Source organism: Embleya sp. L77, from assembly GCF_055557415.1.
The window spans coordinates 4,967,309-4,985,219 of sequence record NZ_CM145709.1 but is presented as its reverse complement, the minus strand read 5'-3'; the positions used below and the strand labels follow the sequence as shown (position 1 = coordinate 4,985,219).

The following is a 17,911-nucleotide window of genomic DNA, read 5'->3' as shown; positions in this document are numbered from 1 at the left end:
GCCGCAAGGCGCGGGACCGAACCTCGTGCGGGCTCCCCCGCTCCCCTATACGGGGGTCTCGGCCGGCCGCCGTGCGGCATCGACCGCCGCGGCCTGATCCGGCGCCTCGGCCACGACCGCATCCTCGACGGCCCGACTCGCCCGCCACAATCGCCGCCCGGACACCACCGTGGCCGCCACCAGCAGTGCGTTGCGCAGCCCGAGGGCCAGCACCGCCTGGACCTGTGAGCCCAGCAACTCGCCGAACCAGATCGGGAATTCCAGCAGGGTCAGCGGCATCGCACACAGCAGCAGCACGGCCACCGGACGCTGCGTGGTGTCCGGGCGCAGCAGACACACCGCCGCCAACCCGATCAGCCAGACCAGGTATTGCGGGCTGATCACCCGGCTGGTCACCACGAAGATCAGGAGCGCGCACAGCGCCGCGTCGCACGCCGTCGCGCCGGTGAACCGGCGGGCCCGCACCCGCCACAGCAGCAGCCAGGCGAAACCGAGCACGCCGGCGATCAGGCTGAGCCGGCCGACCGCCGAAACGTACGGGCCGTGGAACTCCAGCGAGCCGTAACTCTCCTGCACCCGGCCGCTCCAGCCGAACCGGGTCGCGATGTGGAAGGGCAGCGCGAACACCGACTCGACCTCGATGCCGCGTTCGCGCTGGTAGCCCAGGAACGCGAAGGCGCCGGGCAGTGCGGCGGCGAAAGCGAGCACCACGACCGCGCCGCCGAGCAGGGTCCACCCGTACACCCGGGCCATCCGGCCGCGCCCGCGCAGCCCGACGAAGATCAGCACCGGCCACACCTTCATCGCCGCCGCGAAACCCGCGAGCAGACCCGCGAGCAGGTTGCGGTCGGTGCGCCGGCTGCCGATCAGCAGCAGTGCGGCCACCGTGGGCGCGGTCACCGCGAGGTCGTAGCGGGCCAGGATCATCGGCCCGAGCAGCGGCACCGCCACCACCCACAGGGCCGCACCGTACGGCGCGGCGCCGCGCGGGATGGTCCGGGCCAGCAGCCACAACACCAGCGCGTCCGCGGCGATCATCACCAGGTAGACCGAGGTCGCGTAGTCGAACGGCAACAACCCGGGCAGCAGCAGCACTCCCGCCGCGCCCGGCGGGTACTGCCAGCGCACGTCGTCCACCGGGAAGGTCCCCGAGCGCAGCACGCCGTACCACTCGCGGTAGATGAACCGTACGTCGCCCGTCACGAACGGCCACGGATTCGGCAGCACCTCCGTGACCATCAGCAGCAACACCAGGCGGGTCGCCGCCCAGACGAACACGATGGTCCACAGGGCACCCGACGGGGTCCGAAACGGGTTCCGGATGCGGTGCGACTGGGGAGGGCTCACCGACGGATCGTATCGAGGTCGACACTTGGATCGGCTCCGTCGGCGGCGCGGCCGGGTCCGCGCGTCGGTCCGGGATCGTTCGACACCGTCTTCCTCCGGGTCGCGCTCGGCTGCTGCGGGATTCCCGATCCCCCGATCTGGGATCCTCGATCGTGATGAAGACCTTGATCGTCACCAACGACTTCCCGCCCCGCCCCGGCGGCATCCAGTCCTTCGTGCACGCCATGGCCCTGCGGCTGCCGGCCGACGGCGTCGTGGTCTACACGTCGTCGTGGAAGGACCGGGCGGAGATGGCCGCGTTCGACGCGGAGCAGCCCTTCCCGGTCGTGCGGGACCGCACGCCGATGCTGGTGCCCACGCCCAGTGCGGTGCGCCGGGCCCGCGAGATCGCGCGCGCCGAGGGCTGTGACACCGCGTGGTTCGGCGCGGCGGCGCCGCTGGGCCTGATGGCGCCGCAGCTGCGCGCGGTCGGCGTCGAGCGGCTGGTGGCCACCACCCACGGACACGAGGCGGGCTGGGCGGTGCTGCCCGGGGCGCGGCAGCTGTTGCGCCGGATCGGCGAGGGGGTGGACACCGTCACCTACCTGGGCGAATACACCCGGGGCAGGATCGCCCCCGCGCTCAGCCCGGCCGCCGCCGCCCGGATGGTGCAACTGCCGCCCGGCGTGGACGAGAAAGTGTTCCGCCCGGACGTGGGCGGAGCCGAGGTGCGCGCCCGGCACGGGCTGGGCGATCGGCCGGTGGTGGTGTGCGTGTCGCGTCTGGTCCCGCGCAAGGGCCAGGACGTCCTGATCCAGGCGCTGCCGCGGATTCGGCGCCGGGTGCCGGATGCGGCGCTGCTGATCGTCGGCGCCGGGCCGTACCGGGACCGGCTGGAGGCGATGGTGGACGAGGTCGGCGTGCGCGATTCGGTGGTGTTCACCGGCGCCGTGCCGTGGGCCGAGTTGCCCGCGCACCACGAGGCCGGCGACGTGTTCGCGATGCCGTGCCGGACCCGGCGCAGGGGGCTGGACGTGGAGGGCCTGGGCATCGTCTACCTGGAGGCATCCGCGGTGGGCCGACCGGTGGTGGCGGGCGACTCGGGCGGTGCGCCGGACGCGGTCCTGGACGGGGAGACCGGGTACGTGGTGAACGGTCGCTCGCCGGCCGCGGTCGCGGACCGGGTGGCGGGCCTGCTGGCCGACCCGGCGCAGGCCGCCCGGATGGGCGCGGCGGGGCGGCGCTGGGTGGAGCGGGAGTGGCGCTGGGACCTGCTGTCGGGGCGGCTGCGCGGGCTGCTGGATCCGGAGTGGGCGAGCTGACGCACGACGTGCCGAAGGCGGCCGGCCCGGGAATCCCCGGACCGGCCGCCTTCGGTGTGGTGAACGCCGGCGCACGACGCCGCTCGGGCTCGGCCCGGGTGCTCAGCCCTCGTAGATCTTCTCGATGTCCTGCTCGAAGTCCCGCAGCACCAGATTGCGCTTGAGCTTGAGGGACGGTGTCACGTGGCCGCTCTCCTCGGTGAAGTTGATGGTCAGCACCCGGAACTTGCGCACGCCCTCGGCCCGCGAGACGGCCTTGTTGCCCTCGTCGATCGCGTCCTGGACGGAGGCCAGCAGGTCCGGGTCGTCCGCGAGGTCGGCGACGGTCGCGTCGGCGGGCTTGCCGTGCTGCTCCTTCCAGGTCGGGAAGGCCTCCGGGTCGATGGTGATCAGCGCGCCGACGAACGGTCGGCGATCGCCGACCACCATGCACTCGCTGATCAGCGGATGGGCCCGGATGCGGTCCTCGATCACGGCCGGTGCGATGTTCTTGCCGCCCGCGGTGACCAGGATCTCCTTCTTGCGCCCGGTCACGGTCAGGAAGCCGTCGTCGTCCAGCACGCCGATGTCGCCGGTGCGGAACCAGCCGTCCTCGAACGCCTCGGCGGTGGCCGCCTCGTTCTTCCAGTAGCCGGTGAACACGTTCGGACCCTTGGCCAGGATCTCGCCGTCCTCGGCGATGCGTACCGCCGAGCCGGGCACCGGTCGCCCGACCGTGCCGATCCGGATCCCGACCGCCGGGTTGACCGTGTGCGCGGCGCAGGTCTCGGTCAGGCCGTAGCCCTCCAGGACGGTGAAGCCGATGCCGCGGAAGAAGTGGCCGAGCCTGGTGCCCAGCGGCGCACCGCCGGAGATCGCGTGGGTGGCCTGGCCGCCCAGCGCCGCGCGCAGCTTGCCGTAGACCAGCTTGTCGAACACCTTGTGCTTGAGCCGAAGGCCCAGGCTGATGCTCGCCGCGTCCATGCCCTCGCTGTAGGCGATCGCCGTGTCGGCGGCCATGTCGAAGATTTTGCCCTTGCCGTCGGCCTGCGCCTTGGCCGAAGCCGCGTTGTAGACCTTCTCGAACACGCGGGGCACCGCCAGCACGAAGGTCGGCTGGAAGGACGCGAGTTCCTTGGTCAGGTCCTTGACGTCCGGACAGTGCCCGACGCGCACGCGGGCCATGATGCAGCCGATCTCCAGGATCCGGCCGAGCACGTGCGCCAGCGGCAGGAACAGCAGGCAGCTCGACTTCTCCGGGATGAACAGCCGGTCCAGGAGGGCGACCACGTTGCCCAGTTCGGCCTGGAAGTTGCCGTGCGTGAGGATGCAGCCCTTGGGCCGCCCGGTGGTCCCGGAGGTGTAGATGACGGTCGCCACCGAGTCGGCGCGCAGGGTCGCGCTGCGTTCCTCGACCACGGCGTCAGCCACGTCGCGCCCGCCGGCGGTGAGCGCGGCCACCGCGGACTCGCCGTCGCCCTCGTCGATCCGCCACACGTGCTTGAGCTCGGGCAGCCGCTCCCGGGCCCGCTCGACCGCGCCCTCGTGCGCCGCGTTCTCCACGATCACCGCACGCGCGCCCGAGTCGGACAGGATCCACTCGAGCTGCTCGGCCGAGGAGGTCTCGTACACCGGCACCGAGATGGCGCCGGCGCACCAGATGGCGAAGTCGAGCAGCGTCCACTCGTAGCGCGTGCGCGACATCAGGCCGATCCGGTCGCCGGGCTCGATGCCCGCCGCGATCAGGCCCTTGGCGACCTCGTACACCTCGGCCAGGAACCGGGTCGAGGTCACATCGGTCCAGCGTCCGCCCACCTTGCGGGCGAGCGCCGCGGCATCCGGTGCCTCCGCGGCGTTGCGCTTGATGAGGTCGGTCAGGTTGCCCTCGGCGGGAACCTCGGCCAGGGCCGGGACGCTGCACTCGCGCACTGATGCTCCTCGTTGCGGTCTCGGCGCCGGGGTTCGGCGCTGCCGTTTGCCGTTGTCTGTGTCTGTGTCTGTCTGTGTGTCGTCTGTCGATGTCGCCGGCGTGTCGTTGACGGGGGCAGACGTTACTGGCAAGTAGGTCCGGGGGACAGAGGTCACGAGGATCCTGTGCCCCGTCTCACGCCACGGACAGCCGCAGGGCCGGATCCACGCCGAACCCGTCCGCGGACCGACGGCCCGTCCGTCCCGATTCGGTGGTCCATGTCGAGAGTATCGATTCGCCGTGAGGCACGGGTGTGACGGAGGCAACCCCGACGCGCCGTCGGTTTCGGTTCCGCGCCGTCAGTACAGTGACGGGCATGCGGGTCCACGTGGTGAGCGACGTCCACGGCGCAGCCGAGGCGCTCGCCCACGCGGGCGACGGCGCCGATGCCCTGGTGTGCCTGGGCGATCTGGTGCTCTTCCTCGACTACCACGACCTCGACCGGGGCATCTTCACCGACCTGTTCGGCGTGGAGAACACCCGCAGGCTGCTCGCGCTGCGCAACGCCCGCCGGTTCACCGAGGCCCGGACGTTCTCCGGGTCGTTGTGGGCGGGCGTGCCGGGCGGTGCCCGCGCGGCGATAGAGCAGGCGGTGCGCCGGCAGTACGCGGCGCTGTTCGCGGCCTTCCCGACGCCGACCTACGTCACCTACGGCAACGTCGACGTGCCCGACCTGTGGCCCGACTACGCGCGTGAAGGGGTCACCGTGCTCGACGGCCAGGTCGTCGAGATCGGCGGCCGGACCTTCGGCTTCGTCGGCGGCGGGCTGCGCACACCGATGCACACGCCGTACGAGATCTCCGACGAGGAGTACGCGGCCAAGGTCGCCGCGGTCGGTCGGGTCGACGTGCTGTGCTGCCACATCCCGCCCGCCGTGCCGGACCTGACCTACGACGTGGTGGCCCGCCGGTTCGAGCGCGGCAGCGAGGCGGTGTTGCGGGCCATCCACGAGACCCAACCCGATCTGGTGCTGTTCGGTCACGTGCACCAGCCGCTGCGGGCGCGGATGCGGATCGGACGCACCGAATGCGTCAACGTGGGGCATTTCCAGGCCACCGGGAAACCGTACGTCCTCAGCTGGTGAGCCGGTGCCGCGTACGCGCAGGTCGGGCACGATAGCCTTCGAGCGGATCGGTTGTACGCAGACATCCGGTGATGTCTGTCCAGGACAGCCATAACAGCTACGCGAGCTTCCGGAGGACTCCTCACGATGGCTGAACGGACCAGCTCGACCATCACGATCGACGCCACGCCGGCCGAGGTCATGGCCGTCATCGCGGGGTTCGAGGGCTATCCCGAGTGGACCGGCGAAGTCAAGGAGACCGAGGTCCTCGAGGTCGACGAGGCGACCGGACGCGCGATGCGCGTGCGGTTCAAGCTCGACGCCGGCGTGATCAGCGACGAGCACGTGCTGGGTTACACGTGGGACGGCGACCGCGAGGTGCGCTGGACCCTGGTGACCAGCCAGATGCTCAAGGCACTCGACGGACGCTACGCGCTGAGCCCGATCAGCGGCGGCACCGACGTCACCTACGAACTCACCGTGGACGTCAAGATCCCGATGCTGGGCATGCTCAAACGCAAGGCGGAAAAGGTCATCATCGACCGCGCCCTGACCGGGCTCAAGAAGCGCGTCGAGAGCTGATCCGGCGGTGACGCGGGTTCTGCTGGTCACCGGTCTTCCGGGGGCCGGACGTACGACCGTCGCGGCGGCGACGGCGGTGGCCTCGGCACGGGCCGGGCGACGCACGCTGCTGCTCGCGGCCGACGGCACGCGGGATGTGGACGCGGTGCTCGATGTGCCGGTGGGCACGGACCCGTTCGACGCGCTGCCGGACCTGACCGTGCAGCGGGTCGCCGCGCGGGCCGAGTTCGAACGCGAGTTCCTGCTGGTCCAGGGCCAGTTGGGCGCGGCGCTCGCGGTGGTCGGGGTGGATCCGCTGGATCCCGAGGAGATCACCGTGCTGCCCGGCGCCGGCGACGTGCTGGCGCTGCGGGCGCTCGCGCGGGCGGTGAACGCGCGGCGCTACGAGTTGATCGTGGTCGATCTGCCCGCCGTCGAGCGCGCGGTGCCGGCGCTGGCGCTGCCGGAGGGGCTGGCGCGTTACCTGGATCGGTTGTTGCCGGTCGAGCGCCAGGCGGCCCGGGCACTGCGACCGGTGCTGGCCGCGGTCGCGGGGGTGCCGATGCCCGAGGACTGGGTGTACGACACGGCTCGGCGGGTGAGCACCGAGTTGGAGGTGCTGCGGTCGCTGGTGAGCGCACCGACGACGACGGTACGCGTGGTGGTCCGGCCCGGCACGGTCGCGCTGGCGGCGGCACGGCGGGCCGCGTCGGCGCTCGCGCTGTACGGCCACCGGATCGAGGACGTCATCGTGAACGGGGTGAGCGCGGCCGACTCGCCCGATCCGGCGGTGCGCTCCCGGGCCGAGGTGGCGCGGGAGACGGTGGACGCGCTGTGCGCACTGTTCCCGCGGGTGCCGCTGGCACAGATCCCGATGCTGCCCGCCGAGCCACTGGGCGCGGCCGAACTCACGGACGTGGCGGCCCACTTCGCACCGGTCGGCCCGGGCGGAACCACCGACGACGAGCACCTGATCGAACGCGACGGCGACCGCCTGTCGCTGCTGCTGCCCCTGCCGGGCACCGACCGCGACGACCTGGACCTGCTGCGCCGCGGCGACGAACTCGTGATAACGGTCGGCCCCAACCGCCGCCTGTTCAAACTCCCGTCGGCACTGCGCCGCTGCGTCATCGAGGGCGCGGGCCTGCGAGACGGCGTCCTCCGCATCCGATTCGTCCCGGACCCGGCGGTATGGATGCGCCCGCCGCGGTAGCGGTCGCGACAACGACACGGGACGGCCCGGAGCGCGCTCGAACGCGCCCCGGGCCGTCGTGATTTGCCCGGGAGTGGGCTCAGCGACTCTTCAACGACGCGACGAGCGCCGCCCAGGCGACCGGCTCGACGGCGAGGTGTCCGACGGCGAGGTCCTTGGAGTCACGGACGCCGACGAAGGCGGTCAAGCCGGCGGTCTCGACGCAATTCCCCTCCCCGCCTTGGCTGTAAGACGACTTGAACCAGCGCGGTGTGGGACGCGAAGCGCTCATGACGACTCCGAGTGCTCATAGGGACTTGATCGAACCGATCAGTGCCGTCCATGCCGCAGGCTCGACTACGAGGTGTCCGACGCCGAGGTTCTTGGAGTCACGGACGCCGATCGAGTCGGTCAGGCCGGCGGTCTCGATGCAATCGCCTTCGCCTCCCTGGCTGTAGGACGACTTGAACCAGCGCGGTGCGGGGTGCGAAGTGCTCATGACAACTCCGTAAGTCGATCTTCGAACCAGATGATGGAACGAGCGGGCGTAAGCGTCTCCGTGCGAAGCAGGTCGAATCTCCGTTCGCAATCCTGGACGGCCTCCGTGTCATTGATCAAGTCTCCGCGCCCATCGTCTCGAAGTATGCGTACTCGCCTCGATCGGGATGGCTGAGAAGCTTCAGAGGTGCGCCGGAGCAGGCATGGAAGTCGGCCGAGTGCGGGAGCAGTTGCACGGTTACGTTCGGAAGCGTGGCGATGCGAAGAATGTGCTCGATCTGTTCGAGAGCGACATCCCGGCTCGGAATCGCCATGAGTCTGCTGAAGGCGCCTTCGTCGATTACCGCCCAGAGCTGGGCCGGATTGGCGCGCATGAGGACATCCTGACGAGCGATTCGCTCCACCACCCGATCCTCGATGGGACGTCGCAAGACATCGAGAGGCGCGGCAGCCTCGAACAATTTCCTCATGTAGCCCGGTGCTTGAAGAAGTCCGGGGATCACGTCGACGTCGAAGGTTCGGATGCGCGTGGCGATCGCTTCGGCGGCGATCAGATCGCGCAGCCACGACGGTGGCGCCTTCGCTTCTTTGATGGCCAGGCTGCCCAGGCGATTCAGCCTTCCCTCGGCTTGGAGGTACTCGTCCAGAACCTCCACGATCGAGAGCTTGGGCAGTCGGTCGGCCGTCTCGTAGAAGCCGATCAAGGACTCCGAACAGGTGGCCTTCGCGGCGAGTTCGGCCTGCGACTTCCCGGCCTTAGCGCGGTGGCGGCGCAACTCGTAGCCGAAGCAGCTCAGGGCCGAGTGGGTGGGATCCAGTTCCTTCGGCTTGGTCACTCGTCACACCCCACGGTTTTTCTTGTCGGCTCGCAGATGCTTCCCACGCTACTTTCGGCCGGGTTGCATGGGAGTCACTTCGCAGCAAATCCACCGGGAAAGAAGCGACTTCAATGGGCATCCTGCAAGGCAAGAGTGGCATGACCATTTCCGTTTATCTGATCAAAGCCGACGGCGAGCGCGAGGTACTCAAGCCGCCGCGCTACTACGAGGCATACGCCGACGACCCGCGTCCGGCCTATCCGGCGAACGACCCGCCGTGCAGGTGCGATTGCTGCACCGCGGAGCGAGCCACGACCACGTGAGCCCCCGACGCACCCGATGCGCTCCTGTACGAGCAGTTCGCGTCGAAGCACACTGATACGAAACAACCGGATGAAAGGAGGCGATCACGTGGGCCCAGGGCCTTCGGAGGACGGTGGCTACTTCTGGACGGTGATCGACGACGAAGAGGTGACGCGACCGTCCACCATCAACGGCATCCGGGCGATTCTGCCGCCGGAGGACCGAGAGCAGTTCGACAAGGAGGTCGGCGAGACCAAGGCCCGCGACCTCGTGGGCGTTCTGGCCCGCTGGGCCTTCAGGGACACCCGGCGCAACGAGCGGATCGAGGAAGGCTTCGCGTGGGCCGAGGCCCGCGCGGAGACGAACGAGCGGCGACTGATCCTGGGCGAGGTCACCGTCGAGGAATTGCACCGGGAGTACGCGGAAGAGGAAAGGCTCCGGAGCGAGGAGTTCGCTGCGGAACGGCGCGCGGCCGAGGGGAGCTCCGATGAGGTACATGGTGACGTACACCCCACGGGCACAGCGGATCCGTGAAGCGCTGCCACGCCACAAGCAGACCGCCCTCGACACCGGCATGGCCACCATCGCCCAGGACCCGTACGGGAGCGGTTCGAGTGCCACGTGGTCCAAGGACCGACGCGAAGCCACGATCGGCGGCGGCCTCTTCGTCGTCTATCGGATCACCGCCGCACAACTGCTCGTCACCGTGGTGGACGTCCTGTCTCCGTAGCACCTCGGCGAGCGTCGACCCCGCCCCGCCCTACCCCTTCCCGTGCAGCTTCTCCCAATCGCGCGCCAGCGCGATGCGTTCGGGGGCGGACGGGTGGGAGGCGAACAGGACTTGCAGGATCGGGTTCGGGGTGACGTTGGAGCGGTTGGCCACGGCCAGGCTGTGCTGCATCCGGATGAAGGCGTCCGGGTCGCGGGTCAGGTCGAGCGCGTGCACGTCGGCGCGGGCCTCCAGGCGCCGGCTGATCAACATCTCGCCGGGACCGGCCAGCGTGCCGATCACCGCGACGACCGCGAGCAGCAGGGCCAGTGAGCGCGGGTCGCCCGCACCGTCCGCGCCCACCCGACGCAGCAGCGGCCCGCACGTCATCAGCAGGCCCAGCGCACACACGCCGGCCGCGAGCGCCGCCGCGCCGATCAGCGTCCCGTGCAGCACGTCGTTGCGCTTGGCGTGGCCCAACTCGTGCGCGGCGATCAGCTCCACCTCGCGCGGGTCCGCGTCCCGCACGGTGGTGTCGTAGACCACGATCCGCCGGGTCGAGCCGAACCCGGACACGTACGCGTTGAGCGAGGTGGTCCGCCGGGACGCGTCCGCGACCAGGACGTCCCGTACCGGCACCCCGTCCCGCTCGGCCAGTTCCATCAGCGACGTGCGCAGTTGCCCCTCCGGCATCGAGTGGAACTTGTTGAACGCGGGTTCCACCACCAGCGGGTACAGGAACGAGATAGCCACCACGAGCAGCGCGCCGGCGCCCGCCGCGATCAGCCAGCCGGCCCGGGGCAACGCGCGGATCAGCGCGTACAGCCCCAGCACGACCAGCAGGAGCAGCCCGGTGGACATCGCGAAGGTCTTGGCCAGGTCCAGCCACCAACTCCCCCACGACTGCACGGACAACCCGTACCGTCGCCGGATCACCTCCGAGCGGGCCGAGAACGGCAGCGTGGCCATCCGCCCGATCAGCGCCAGCGCCAGGCCGCCGAGCAGGATCCGCCACACCCATCCGCCGCCCACCGGTCGGGCCACCGCCTCGATCAGGCGTGCGCCGACGGGCGTCAGCCCGAGCACGAGCGAGACCACCAGCGAAAGCGCCATGGACAGGTACGCGGGTGGCCGGGCGGCCTCGGCCAGCGAGCGGCCCCGGGCGATCTCGGCGGCGGTGAAGTCCCGGGCCGCATCCGGGTGGGTGAAGCCGCCGGGCGGCTCCGCCAGTGGGCGCCACGGAGTGGTCACCACGACCGCCACCAGCAGCACCACGCCCGTGCAGAGCAGGCAGATCAGCAACAACCTCTGGACCGACATGCCCGCCGTGCCCCCGTCATCCGGCCTGCGTCCGCAGGTAGTCGAGCCAGGTCCTGGTGAAGGCGTCGGGATTGGTGCCCAGGACGGACACCATCGCCGACGCGAGCGCCGAAGCCGCGTCCGGCGCGTTGACGCCGGGCGGCCGCTCGGCGCCGACCGTACGGTACAGCTCGACCAGCTTGGCCTGCCCCCACCGCTCGGCGATCAGTTTGCACGCCAGCCAACCCATCTCGTACGCCTGGGGCAGGTCTTCCTGCGTGGTCTCGAAGCTCGGGTCGGCCGGCAGCTGCGTGGGCACCTTGCCCGCCTTCACGTCCCGCCGCAGCTCGGGCGCGGCCGTGCGCATCGTCTGCCCCGATTCGAGGTAGCCGATGTAGTCCGCGAAGCCCTCGGACAGCCAGGTCGGCGTCCAGGCCCGGGTGAACGCCCGGCTCGCCACGTGGGTGATCTCGTGTGCCATCACCACCCGCCGCTCCAGGTCGCCCAGTTCGCGGAAGGCGTCCGGGTTGACGATCACCCGGTCGGCGGCGGCCGCGTCCGAGGCCGCGCCGCGTTCACCGGTGGTCACCGCCGCGATCTTGAGATATTTGCTCGGTTCGGCGCCGAGCAGCCGGGCCATCTGCGCCTGGGTGCCGGGCACCACGACCACCGCCCGCCCCGGCCAGGACTCCCCCCAGACCGCGCTGACCTGGGGTACCGCCTTGTCCGCCGTGTCGGCGAACTCGCGCAGCGCGGCCCGGGTGCCGATGCCGAGCACCGTGCTGTGCGTGCCCTGCACGACGGTGATCGGGCCCAGGTCCCACACCTGGGTGGGGGTGCGCATCCCGGCCGCGGCACCGTCGGTGTCGGCCGCGAGGTACCAGGTGCCCGAGCGCAGCACGAAGGTCAGGTACTGCGGCACCCGGACCGGGGCCACGTCGTGTCCGGTGATCCGGTAGAGCAGATCGACCTGCGCGGTGAAGGTGGGCGCGCCGAGTGCGCTCTTGCGCGCGGCGGAGAGGTCGAACGCGTCGGGGGTGACGATCTCGTACTCCCACCCCGCGAACGGCACCTCGGCGATGTTGTCGAAAACGCCGATCTGGGACTGCCGGAACGCGGCGTCCTGCGGATCGAGGGTGGCACCGAACGCGTCGCGGTCGCGGGAGAGGAACGCGGCCGAGCGCCGCTCCAGGAGTGCGCCGACCGCTATCCGGCGCGCGTTGGCGTGTTGTTCGCCGCCGTCCGCGGACGGCCGGCCGGGACCGGCGAAGACGCCGGCGCGCGGTCGCGAGGGCGCGTCGGTCACCGTGTCCGAGACGAGCCGGGTGACCCCGAGGACGGCCCCGAGCTGGGCGAGTGCGCACAACACGACCAGGACGGGCAGCAGGCTGCGGATCCGGCGCGCGGCCCGATTCGGGTCATCCACGTCGTCGATCGTAACGTGGGCGCGGCGAACGGCCGGCCGAACCGGACCGGGGCCGGCGCCCGACCGGGGCCGCCGATCGGGGCGGGGCCGGTCAGGAGGGTCGGACGACCTTGGCGATCGGCATCGACTTCAGCGGCGCGTAGCGCACGTTGGTTCCCGGCTTGGGTGCGTGGATGATGCGTCCGGCACCGACGTAGATGCCCACATGACCGGCTCCGCCGTAGTAGACGACCAGGTCGCCCGGCTGGATCTCGGCGAGCGGGACCGCCCGCCCCGCACCGGCCTGCCCCTGCGAGGTGCGCGGCAGTGCGACACCGGCCTGCCGCCACGCCCAGCCGGTGAGACCGGAGCAGTCGAACGCGTCGGGCCCGGTGGCGCCCCAGACGTACGGCTTGCCCAGCGCCTTCGTCGCGGCGGCCACGGCGATCGCCGCCCGGCCGCCGATCGACGACTTCGCGGCTTCTACGACGGCCGCCGGTGACCGGACGTCCTCGCGTGCGGCGCGGTCGGGGCCGGTGCCGTCCCGGGCGGGTTCGTCCCCGGCCAGGAACGCCGCGCGGTCCGCCGCGTCCAGTGTGTTCAGCAGTACCCGGGCGCGCGCCAACCTGCTCTCGACCGCGGCCTTGGCCGCCGCGAGCTCCTTGCGCCCGGCCTCCAGGGCGGCGAGCGTGTCGGTGGCCTCGCGGCGCTCCTGCTCCAGCGCACGCCGGGTGGACTGCACGCGCGCCACCGCGTGCCGCTGCCGGTCGGCCAGCCGGTCCAGGGTGGCGGCGCGGGACAGGTACTCGTCCGGACTCTCCGACATCAGCAGCGCGAGCGTGGGGTCGATGCCACCGGCGCGGTAGTGGGCCGCGGCCATCGAACCCATGCCGCCCTGCAATGCCACCAGCTCGGCCTGTGTGTCGGCGATCCGCTCCTGCGCGCGGACCACCCGCTCGCGCAGTCGGGACTGCCGCTCGGCGACGCCGTTGTACTCCTCGGTGGTCACCTCGGCCTGCCGGTACAGCTCGCCGACCTGCTGCCGCACCTGCTCCGCGGTCGGCGCCGGGTCGGCGTGCGCGACGTTCGGCCCGAACGCCACCGCCGTGACGGCGGCGACGGTCAGCACGCTGATCCGGGTATTGCCGGCCCTTTTCGACCTGCGATGGGACGCCACCGGCGGGCTCCTTCTCCGGGCCCGGCTACCCGCCGTCCGGATCGGACGGTCGAGTGCGCGGGCGCTCGACCGGTGACCCTAGCCACCCAAACGCGATCGCTTCAAATCAATCCGCGAATTTCATGGCTTGAGCCATCAATTCAGTGGAAAAGGGTCATGTTTTACGATCGAGCGATCGGCGGGCGCTCATCATTTCGCCGTTTTCGCGTAGCTGCGCACCGGCCGCCGCGAGCATGCCCTCGGCTGCGAACAGCCGCAGCGCGCTCAGGGTTTCCTCGTCCAACTCGGCATGGTCGGGGTGGTCGGCGCGCTCGCCGTACTCCCCGGAGTCGGCATACGAAGAGGAATCGGCATACGAGGAGGCGCCGGATAATTCGGATGATATGTCGGAGTCAATGGATCGAGCGCTGATCAGCGCCGGCCCGATCGAGGCCGGTATCGCGCAGCCGGCGCCGGCGCGCCCGCGGCCTCGGTGCGTACGACAGGCGATGCGCATGTGGCTTCTCCCCTTTCGTCGACTTTCCCTGTCAACGGTAGGGAGCGGCACCGACAAACGGTGCGAACGGCGTCCGTGCCCGCCCTTGGCGCCTGTACTCAGCCGCGGGTGAGTCGGCGCAGCAGCATGGTGGAGGGCACCGGTCGCGCACCGGCCTTGCGCACGCCCTCGGCCACCTCGCGGTCGGTGGAGACCACCACGACCGGGCGGCCCGGCGGCTCGGCCCGGACCAGCCGGCGGATCAGCTCGTCGGCCGTCTCGCCCGGCTTGCTGAACATCACCCGCACCCCGCGAGCGGGAGCCAACAGCACCGGCGCATCCAGTTGTGCGCCGTCGAACACGCAGGTCACCTCGCAGCCGGTCTGCGCGGCGAGCCCGGTCAGACCGCCGACCAGCCGATCACGCTGCTTGTTCAGCGCGAGCGTGGGATAGCCGGTCTTGGTCACGTTGTAGCCGTCGATCACCAGGTGCGCCTGCGGCAGCGCGAGCAGCTGGTCGAGCAGGGCCGGGTCGTCGCCCTCCAACGCGCGCTGGGCGATGTCCTTTATCCCGGACGCGCCCGGCACCACCGCGTCCACCATGTCGGCGGGCCGGATGCCCACCGGCGGCAGTGCGAGTTCGCGGCGCAGCCCCTGGGCGGCCTCCAGGACGGTGTCCAGGAGCAGCCGGACCCGGGTGTCCTCCATGCTGCGTCCCTCACGGGCGGCCCGGCGGCTGGCCTCCAGGGCCGATTCGACCTCGGCGACCCGACCGCGCAGCCGACGGGCCTCCTTCTCCGCGGCGGCGATCGCGGCCTGCGCCTCGACCCGCACCGCGTCCAGCTCGGAGCGGGCCCGGCGGGCCTCCTTCTCCTCGTGCTTGGCGCTGCCCTGGAGCCCGCGCACCTGGCGGCGCAGGTGGTCGGCCTCCTTGCGGGCCGTCTCCAGCTCCGCGCGCAGCCGTTCGTGCTCGGTCTTGGAGGCCGCGCGCAGTACGCCGACCTCGCGCTCCAGGCGGGACAACGTCTCGGCGGCCTCGGCCTCGGCGCGGTCGGCGGCGGCCTCCTTCGCCGCGTCGCCGGCGGTCTCGATCAGTCGGACCCAGCCGCGCGGACGCAGCAGGTATGCGGCGGCGGCCACGTCGAGCGGGTCGGCCGCGGCGGGCACCTTGCCGGCTTCGAGCGCCTCGGAGATCTCCGGCAGGCCCTTGCGGAAGCGCTCCGCTATGCGCTGCCGGAACACCGGATCGTTCTCCAGCGCGGCGGCCAGCGGTGTCGCGGCGAACTTGGCCCGGCGCTGGTGGGTGAAGCGGGCGAACCGGCGGAGCGGGCCGGGCACCTCGTCCGCGGTCATCGTGCCGAGCGCGTCGGCGGCCACCGAGATCACCCGCACCCGAACCGCCTCGGGCAGCGGCCCGGACAAGGCCTCGGGCTCGGCGGGCGGCGGATCCTCCCGCTCCGGGTCGGCCTGGGCACCAACCCCCGGGGCGGCAACAGGCTCGGCGGCGTCCGAAGCGGGCGCCGGCGCCGACTCGGCTTCCGGCTCGGCGGGGGCTTCGCATTCCGCGGCGGCATCGGATTCCGCGACCGCGGCCCGGGACTCCGCCTCGATCTCCGCACCCGCCGGCCCGGCCGGGTGCGCGTGGGCCGCCTGATCGGTCGGACCGGGGCCGTCCGGCTCCGGGTCGGCCGCGTGATCGACGGGAGCCTCGGGCTCGTCGAGAGCGCCGGGCAGGTCGGTCCCCGCCTCGGTCCGGGACGGCGGGTCGGGGTCGGGCTCGGCAGCCGGCACCGCCTCGGCGGCTTCGGCGGCGTGCGCAGGCGTGACCGCGTCCGCGCGGGTATCCGGTCCGCTCACTGCTCCTCCGGTCCTTCCCGTTCCCTTGAGGCCCCTCCCCGCGTCACCGTTGCCGGGACGCCGACGCCTTGATCATGGCGCGTTCCGGACCGGGGACGGCCACGCCGGGCCGCCCCGATGCCGAAACGATGCACAGTCCCATTGTCGCCGCACGGTCTCGGCACTCAGCTCGCGTCGGGTCGCGCCACAAGTTCGACGGAGTCGGTCGCGTTGCACCAGCGGCACCGCACCGACTCGATCTCGTCGGAAACGATCTCCCGCTCCTCGACCCGGGCGACGCCCGCGAGGTCGAGGTGGGTGAACTCGACCGCCTTGGTGGTCCGCGTCACGTCGAACCGGGTCAGGTTGCCGCAGAGCGAGCAACGCCACCGGGTGTCCTCGGTGGGGGCCTGGATCGACATGCGTGTTCCCTTCCTGTTTCGCGTTTGCGAGCCTTTTCCGGATCGCGAGTGGGTCCGCGTACACCCATGATGCCGGGCGGCGAGAGGTACCTGGGCGCGGCCGTGTCGGGCCGGAAACGTACCGTCCGGTACATGAGCAGCACCGCGCACCGGGATTGCCGGTCACGAGGTTCGGCGAATCAGGGCTTGCCGGCGGCCGACTCGCCGCGGCGTTCCCGCCCGCCGGACAGTATCGCCCCGGGCCACGAGTTGCGAACCATGCCCGGGTCACGAGCGATTCGTGACGAGGTGGAACGACAGGTGTTCACGGTCGTCGATCTGGAGACGACCGGCCTGGATCCGCTGGAGGCGCGGATCACCGAGATCGCCGCGGTCCGGGTGCGCGGATCGGACCGGTTGGGCGAGTTCGCGACCCTGGTCGCGCCCGGTGTGCCGATCCCCGAGTTCATCACCGACCTGACCGGGATATCCGACGACCTGGTGGCCGATGCGCCGCCGCTGCACCTGGTGCTGCCGGCGTTCACCCGCTTCGCCGAGGACGCCATCCTGGTCGCCCACAACGCCCCCTTCGACGTGGGGTTTCTGCGTGCGGCGAGCCTCGCGTGCGGTCGGCCCTGGCCCGACCTCCAGGTGGTGGACACGCTCGCGTTGGCCCGCGCGCTGCTGCCCCCGGGGACGGTGCCGAACATGCGCCTGGGCACCCTCGCACGGTACTTCGAAGCGCCCACCGATCCGACCCACCGGGCCCTGGCCGACGCCCGGGCCACCGCACACGTCCTACGCGCGTTCATCGGCCGGATGCACGAGAGCGGACGGCACGAGTTGGCCGACCTGCTCGCCCTCGGCCGACCGCCGGCACCCAGGGTCTGTCCGGGGCAAACCACTCCGATCGGGTGACGTCCGGGTGTGCGACCGCGCGGTCCTTCCTCCCGCTGCGGCTGCCCGCGCGGGTCACGCGCCGACTAAGCTCGGGCATCTTGTCGTCGAGAGCCGGAGGACTACCCCGTGATCACCGCGATCGTGCAGGTCAAGACGCGTGTGGACCAGACCCCGGAAATCGCGGAGGCGATCGCCGCGATCGAGGGCGTGAGCGAGGTCTACTCGGTGACCGGTGAGTTCGACCTGATCGCCATGGTGCGCGTCCGCGCCCACGACGACTTGGCCGACGTCATCCCGGGCCGCCTCAACAAGGTCCCCGGCGTGGAAGCCACCACGACCCACATCGCCTTCCGCACCTACTCCCACCACGACCTCGAAGCCGCCTTCGCCATCGGCCTGGAGTAACCCCTCAGCCCTGCCGGACCTCCACCACCCCGGCAGGGCCACCCCTCCACCAAGGCACTCGAGAACACCCCCCAGCCACACCGGGCCCAAGCACCACCGCAACGCCCCACTCCGGCAACCCAATTCAGCCCGCCCGGCGCTTGAGCCCCCCGCCGAACGGCCCCAAGCAACACAGCAACACCCAAACAACCAACCTCAGCCCATCCGCCGTCCGAGAACACCCCCGGCACGGCCATCAGGGCCCACGCACCACCGCAACACCCTCACCCGGGCA

At 71.3% G+C, this 17,911-nt stretch carries 20 protein-coding genes; 9 read left to right on the top strand and 11 right to left on the bottom strand.

Features of this window, described 5'->3' with window-relative positions:
* Positions 1-45: 45 nt before the first annotated feature.
* Complete coding sequence (locus tag ACZOOI_RS21375; protein ID WP_465277342.1) at positions 46-1,347, bottom strand: glycosyltransferase 87 family protein; 1,302 nt, start codon at positions 1,345-1,347, stop codon at positions 46-48.
* A gap of 152 nt (positions 1,348-1,499) precedes the next feature.
* On the opposite strand from ACZOOI_RS21375, the gene ACZOOI_RS21370 reads away from it, so the two are divergent.
* A complete protein-coding gene (locus tag ACZOOI_RS21370; protein WP_465277341.1) occupies positions 1,500-2,648 on the top strand; it encodes a glycosyltransferase family 4 protein in 1,149 nt (382 codons plus the stop codon).
* Between the two features lie 102 nt (positions 2,649-2,750).
* Here the strand turns inward: ACZOOI_RS21370 and ACZOOI_RS21365 are convergent, their stop codons facing one another.
* Positions 2,751-4,556 carry an AMP-dependent synthetase/ligase gene (locus tag ACZOOI_RS21365; RefSeq protein ID WP_465277340.1) on the bottom strand — a complete coding sequence of 602 codons (1,806 nt, stop codon included), beginning with the start codon at positions 4,554-4,556 and terminating at the stop codon, positions 2,751-2,753.
* Between the two features lie 356 nt (positions 4,557-4,912).
* Here ACZOOI_RS21365 and ACZOOI_RS21360 point away from each other — a divergent pair, with 356 nt between their 5' ends.
* From ACZOOI_RS21360 to ACZOOI_RS21350, 3 genes are all read left to right on the top strand, one after another.
* Positions 4,913-5,680, top strand: a complete 768-nt coding sequence (locus tag ACZOOI_RS21360) for a metallophosphoesterase family protein (RefSeq protein WP_465277339.1) — start codon at positions 4,913-4,915, stop codon at positions 5,678-5,680.
* Between the two features lie 126 nt (positions 5,681-5,806).
* Positions 5,807-6,241, top strand: a complete 435-nt coding sequence (locus tag ACZOOI_RS21355) for an SRPBCC family protein (RefSeq protein WP_391582680.1) — start codon at positions 5,807-5,809, stop codon at positions 6,239-6,241.
* Between the two features lie 7 nt (positions 6,242-6,248).
* Positions 6,249-7,433 carry an ArsA family ATPase gene (locus ACZOOI_RS21350; protein WP_465277338.1) on the top strand — a complete coding sequence of 395 codons (1,185 nt, stop codon included), beginning with the start codon at positions 6,249-6,251 and terminating at the stop codon, positions 7,431-7,433.
* 79 nt (positions 7,434-7,512) lie between these two features.
* On the opposite strand, the gene ACZOOI_RS21345 is transcribed toward ACZOOI_RS21350, so the two are convergent.
* From ACZOOI_RS21345 to ACZOOI_RS21335, 3 genes are all read right to left on the bottom strand, one after another.
* Positions 7,513-7,704 (bottom strand): DUF397 domain-containing protein, encoded by a 192-nt coding sequence (locus ACZOOI_RS21345; RefSeq protein ID WP_465277337.1) that lies wholly within the window; start codon positions 7,702-7,704, stop codon positions 7,513-7,515.
* 15 nt (positions 7,705-7,719) lie between these two features.
* Positions 7,720-7,911: a DUF397 domain-containing protein gene (locus ACZOOI_RS21340; RefSeq protein WP_465277336.1), complete on the bottom strand. Its 192-nt coding sequence runs from the start codon at positions 7,909-7,911 to the stop codon at positions 7,720-7,722.
* Positions 7,912-8,026: 115 nt separating this feature from the next.
* Positions 8,027-8,746 (bottom strand): helix-turn-helix domain-containing protein, encoded by a 720-nt coding sequence (locus ACZOOI_RS21335; protein WP_465277335.1) that lies wholly within the window; start codon positions 8,744-8,746, stop codon positions 8,027-8,029.
* A 140-nt stretch (positions 8,747-8,886) separates the two neighbouring features.
* On the opposite strand from ACZOOI_RS21335, the gene ACZOOI_RS21330 reads away from it, so the two are divergent.
* From ACZOOI_RS21330 to ACZOOI_RS21320, 3 genes are all read left to right on the top strand, one after another.
* The gene (locus ACZOOI_RS21330; protein ID WP_465277334.1) at positions 8,887-9,051 is read left to right on the top strand and encodes a hypothetical protein; all 165 of its coding nucleotides are present in this window, start codon (positions 8,887-8,889) and stop codon (positions 9,049-9,051) included.
* Between the two features lie 88 nt (positions 9,052-9,139).
* A complete protein-coding gene (locus tag ACZOOI_RS21325; protein WP_465277333.1) occupies positions 9,140-9,565 on the top strand; it encodes a hypothetical protein in 426 nt (141 codons plus the stop codon).
* A complete protein-coding gene (locus ACZOOI_RS21320) occupies positions 9,528-9,761 on the top strand; it encodes a hypothetical protein (protein ID WP_465277332.1) in 234 nt (77 codons plus the stop codon). The genes ACZOOI_RS21325 and ACZOOI_RS21320 overlap by 38 nt, the downstream gene beginning before the upstream one ends.
* 30 nt (positions 9,762-9,791) lie before the next feature.
* Here ACZOOI_RS21320 and ACZOOI_RS21315 read toward each other — a convergent pair whose 3' ends face one another.
* From ACZOOI_RS21315 to ACZOOI_RS21290, 6 genes are all read right to left on the bottom strand, one after another.
* Entirely contained in the window at positions 9,792-11,060 is a 1,269-nt protein-coding gene (locus ACZOOI_RS21315) for a M48 family metallopeptidase (RefSeq protein ID WP_465277331.1), read from the bottom strand.
* 16 nt (positions 11,061-11,076) lie between these two features.
* On the bottom strand, positions 11,077-12,465 hold the full coding sequence (locus ACZOOI_RS21310; protein WP_465277330.1) for a hypothetical protein: 1,389 nt from the start codon (positions 12,463-12,465) through the stop codon (positions 11,077-11,079).
* Between the two features lie 91 nt (positions 12,466-12,556).
* The gene (locus ACZOOI_RS21305; protein ID WP_465277329.1) at positions 12,557-13,621 is read right to left on the bottom strand and encodes a C40 family peptidase; all 1,065 of its coding nucleotides are present in this window, start codon (positions 13,619-13,621) and stop codon (positions 12,557-12,559) included.
* Positions 13,622-13,775: 154 nt separating this feature from the next.
* Positions 13,776-14,117 carry a hypothetical protein gene (locus ACZOOI_RS21300; protein WP_465277328.1) on the bottom strand — a complete coding sequence of 114 codons (342 nt, stop codon included), beginning with the start codon at positions 14,115-14,117 and terminating at the stop codon, positions 13,776-13,778.
* Between the two features lie 98 nt (positions 14,118-14,215).
* Positions 14,216-15,517 (bottom strand): NYN domain-containing protein, encoded by a 1,302-nt coding sequence (locus ACZOOI_RS21295; protein ID WP_465281250.1) that lies wholly within the window; start codon positions 15,515-15,517, stop codon positions 14,216-14,218.
* A gap of 599 nt (positions 15,518-16,116) precedes the next feature.
* Entirely contained in the window at positions 16,117-16,353 is a 237-nt protein-coding gene (locus ACZOOI_RS21290) for a hypothetical protein (RefSeq protein ID WP_020552989.1), read from the bottom strand.
* Positions 16,354-16,653: 300 nt separating this feature from the next.
* On the opposite strand from ACZOOI_RS21290, the gene ACZOOI_RS21285 reads away from it, so the two are divergent.
* Together ACZOOI_RS21285 and ACZOOI_RS21280 are read left to right on the top strand one after the other, a co-directional pair.
* Positions 16,654-17,250, top strand: coding sequence for an exonuclease domain-containing protein (locus tag ACZOOI_RS21285; protein ID WP_465277327.1), 597 nt, complete (start codon positions 16,654-16,656; stop codon positions 17,248-17,250).
* Between the two features lie 108 nt (positions 17,251-17,358).
* Positions 17,359-17,637, top strand: a complete 279-nt coding sequence (locus ACZOOI_RS21280) for an Lrp/AsnC ligand binding domain-containing protein (protein ID WP_360304948.1) — start codon at positions 17,359-17,361, stop codon at positions 17,635-17,637.
* Positions 17,638-17,911: the final 274 nt, after the last annotated feature.

Excerpts from the sequence above, each read along its gene's own strand:
- ACZOOI_RS21340 (WP_465277336.1), bottom strand. The coding sequence starts at position 7,911 with ATGAGCACTTCGCACCCCGCACCGCGCTGGTTCAAGTCGTCCTACAGC.
- ACZOOI_RS21290 (WP_020552989.1), bottom strand. The coding sequence starts at position 16,353 with ATGTCGATCCAGGCCCCCACCGAGGACACCCGGTGGCGTTGCTCGCTC.
- ACZOOI_RS21315 (WP_465277331.1), bottom strand. The coding sequence starts at position 11,060 with ATGTCGGTCCAGAGGTTGTTGCTGATCTGCCTGCTCTGCACGGGCGTG.
- ACZOOI_RS21360 (WP_465277339.1), top strand. The coding sequence starts at position 4,913 with ATGCGGGTCCACGTGGTGAGCGACGTCCACGGCGCAGCCGAGGCGCTC.
- ACZOOI_RS21300 (WP_465277328.1), bottom strand. The coding sequence starts at position 14,117 with ATGCGCATCGCCTGTCGTACGCACCGAGGCCGCGGGCGCGCCGGCGCC.
- ACZOOI_RS21345 (WP_465277337.1), bottom strand. The coding sequence starts at position 7,704 with ATGAGCGCTTCGCGTCCCACACCGCGCTGGTTCAAGTCGTCTTACAGC.
- ACZOOI_RS21330 (WP_465277334.1), top strand. The coding sequence starts at position 8,887 with ATGACCATTTCCGTTTATCTGATCAAAGCCGACGGCGAGCGCGAGGTA.
- ACZOOI_RS21320 (WP_465277332.1), top strand. The coding sequence starts at position 9,528 with ATGGTGACGTACACCCCACGGGCACAGCGGATCCGTGAAGCGCTGCCA.
- ACZOOI_RS21355 (WP_391582680.1), top strand. The coding sequence starts at position 5,807 with ATGGCTGAACGGACCAGCTCGACCATCACGATCGACGCCACGCCGGCC.